4 protein-coding genes are annotated in these 2407 nt (G+C 38.5%); 2 read left to right on the top strand and 2 right to left on the bottom strand.

Translation table 11 applies throughout. From position 1 onward, the window contains the following. A partial coding sequence (locus PSN35_RS07100; RefSeq protein WP_300031440.1) for an ATP-binding protein occupies positions 1 to 286 on the bottom strand: 286 nt, incomplete at its 3' end. Beyond that, positions 267 to 1217: an acetyl-CoA carboxylase carboxyltransferase subunit alpha gene (locus tag PSN35_RS07095; protein ID WP_300031437.1), complete on the bottom strand. Its 951-nt coding sequence runs from the start codon at positions 1215 to 1217 to the stop codon at positions 267 to 269. The genes PSN35_RS07100 and PSN35_RS07095, both read right to left, overlap by 20 nt. Before the next feature lie 44 nt (positions 1218 to 1261). Between PSN35_RS07095 and PSN35_RS07090 the strand changes: the two genes are divergently transcribed. Further along, a complete protein-coding gene (locus tag PSN35_RS07090; RefSeq protein WP_300031434.1) occupies positions 1262 to 1870 on the top strand; it encodes a LysE family translocator in 609 nt (202 codons plus the stop codon). A gap of 10 nt (positions 1871 to 1880) precedes the next feature. After that, positions 1881 to 2407, top strand: a 527-nt coding sequence (locus PSN35_RS07085) for a LysE family translocator (RefSeq protein WP_300031431.1), incomplete at its 3' end; no start/stop codon positions are given.

Here is a 2407-nt window from a genome sequence, read left to right as displayed (position 1 = left end):
AGTGATAGCGACTTTTACGAGCATTTTCTTCAATATTTTTAGAATTTTCTATATTTAAGTCAATATTTGAGTATGGAACATTGAGTGTGTTGCATACACTTTGGCAAAACAAATGCCAATCATTGCAATATTCAGACAAATGATGATTGCAATGAATTGCTCTAATATGGTTTGGGTAGTGGCTGTGCAGATAGTGCAATAATACAATTGAATCAATGCCACCACTTAAAGCTAGGGCAATATTTTTGCCCTCAAGAGAGGTGTCTTTAGTCTTTAAACTTTCCAAAACTTAGAAGCTTTTCTTGTCTCTTTAGTAGCAAGTCAGCAGTTGATAGTTGTTTAATATTATTCAATTCTTGAATAAGTGCAGCTTTTAATAAGGTTTTGGCCTCAGATGGGTCACGATGAATGCCGCCTAATGGCTCATCAATAATAACATCAATTAATCCTTCTTTTTTCAAGTGCTCTGAGGTTAGCTTTAAAGATTCAGCAGCAAGATTGGCTTTACCGGCATCTTTATAAAGGATCGAAGCACAGCCTTCAGGTGAGATAACCGAATAAATCGAATATTCAAATAGCATCATGGTGTCAGCTACACCAATGGCTAATGCACCACCTGAGCCACCCTCGCCAATCACCACTGAGATGATTGGGGTTGACAGGGTTGACATCTCGAACAGGTTTTTGGCGATCGCTTCTGATTGGCCGCGTTCTTCTGCGCCAATGCCTGGGTAGGCGCCTGGCGTATCAATAAAAGTAATGATAGGCATGTTAAATTTTTCAGCCATTTTCATTAAGCGCAGCGCTTTGCGATAGCCTTCTGGACGTGGCATGCCGAAATTGTGCTTAAGTTTTTCTTGCGTTGTTCGACCTTTTTGCTGGCCAATAAACATTACCGGTTGACCATCAAGTTTGGCAATACCGCCAATAATGGCATGATCATCGCCATATGCGCGATCACCATGTAGTTCAGTAAACTCCTCAAAAACTTCATCAATATAGTCAAGTGTATATAAACGCTTTGGATGACGAGCTAATTGAGAAATTTGCCAATCGGACAGCGATGAAAAAATCTTTTTGGTCAGGGTGTTGCTTTTGGCTTTTAACGCTTCCATCTCTTCTACAATATCAACCTTGTCTTTAATATTGCAAAGTGCCTCTATTTTTGCCTCAAGGTCGGCAATTGGCTGTTCAAAATCAAGATAATCTAAATTCATAAGGCGTTAAAATCAATATTTAAATAATATTTGAATTATAGCAGATGGAACTATTTACGCTACTGTCTTTAACCTTTGCGACATTTGTTTATGCCATCTCGCCAGGGCCGGGTTTGTTTGCGGTATTAGCAACTTCAACTCGATATGGGCCGGTTGCCGCTTTATGGCTTTCAGCGGGCCATGTTATTGGCGATATTCTATACGTGTCAATTGCAATGTTTGCCTTGAGTGTTCTGGCGCAAACGATCGAGCAAGGCATGGTTTATGTAAAATTTTTTGGCGCTGCTTATTTGCTTTATATTGGTGTTCAGCAGTACCGCTCAAAAGGCGTAAGTTTTGAAGCGGATAACGGTCAGCAGTCAATTATTAAATTATTGTTTGCCGGCTTTGTGGTGGGCGGCACTAATCCTAAAACCATTATTTATTATTTATCCTTTCTACCCGTTTTTATTGATTTGAATAATCTAACGCTAGCAACTGAAATTGAAGTAATTGTAGTGGTTGGATTAACGGTTTTATTTGTGTTAAGCTTGGCTAATATATTAGGGCTAAAATTACGTAAATCTGTTGAAAATCCACAGGTTATTCAAAAGGTTAATAAAATAACCGGCGTTACCATGATGCTGGTGGGTGTTTTTGTGGCTTTATATTGAGGAAAATTTGATGACTATTACCGAATTTTTAGCGCTATTTGCCATTGCATTTGTGTTTGTAATAACACCAGGTCCGGGTACGCTTGCAGTTTTCGCTAAAAGCCTTTCTCAGGGTTTTTGGCCGGCATTTTATTTATCATTCGGTATGGTGCTGGGTGATTTGGTGTATTTATCGGTGGTGATTTTTTCTTTGGATTTATTTGCTGAATTAATCACCCCAATCATGGGCTATGTACGAGTGCTTGGTGGTGTTTACTTGATTTATTTGGGTTATAAATCTTGGCATGCACACAAGGTTGAATTAAAAACCAAAGCTGAGTATAAAAGCAGTCTAAAAGAGTTTTTGACTGGATTGTTAATCTCGTTAACCAATCCCAAGGTGATGATTTTTTATATCGCTATTTTGCCGGCATTCATTGAATTATCGAATGTGAATTTTTTCTATGCAGTACAAATATTACTAACAGTTGGACTGGGTTTATTGGCTGGCATTAGTTTGATTAATGTCGGCGTCGTTAAGATTAAGACACTATTCAC

The organism is Candidatus Thioglobus sp., from assembly GCF_028599055.1.
Lineage (GTDB): Bacteria > Pseudomonadota > Gammaproteobacteria > PS1 > Pseudothioglobaceae > Thioglobus_A.
Note: the sequence above shows the minus strand (reverse complement) of the source record. Positions and strands in the feature narration are given on the sequence as shown.

What these genes read in the sequence shown, in the direction of transcription:
- PSN35_RS07090 (WP_300031434.1), top strand. Translation starts at nt 1,262, where the DNA reads ATGGAACTATTTACGCTACTGTCTTTAACCTTTGCGACATTTGTTTAT.
- PSN35_RS07095 (WP_300031437.1), bottom strand. Translation starts at nt 1,217, where the DNA reads ATGAATTTAGATTATCTTGATTTTGAACAGCCAATTGCCGACCTTGAG.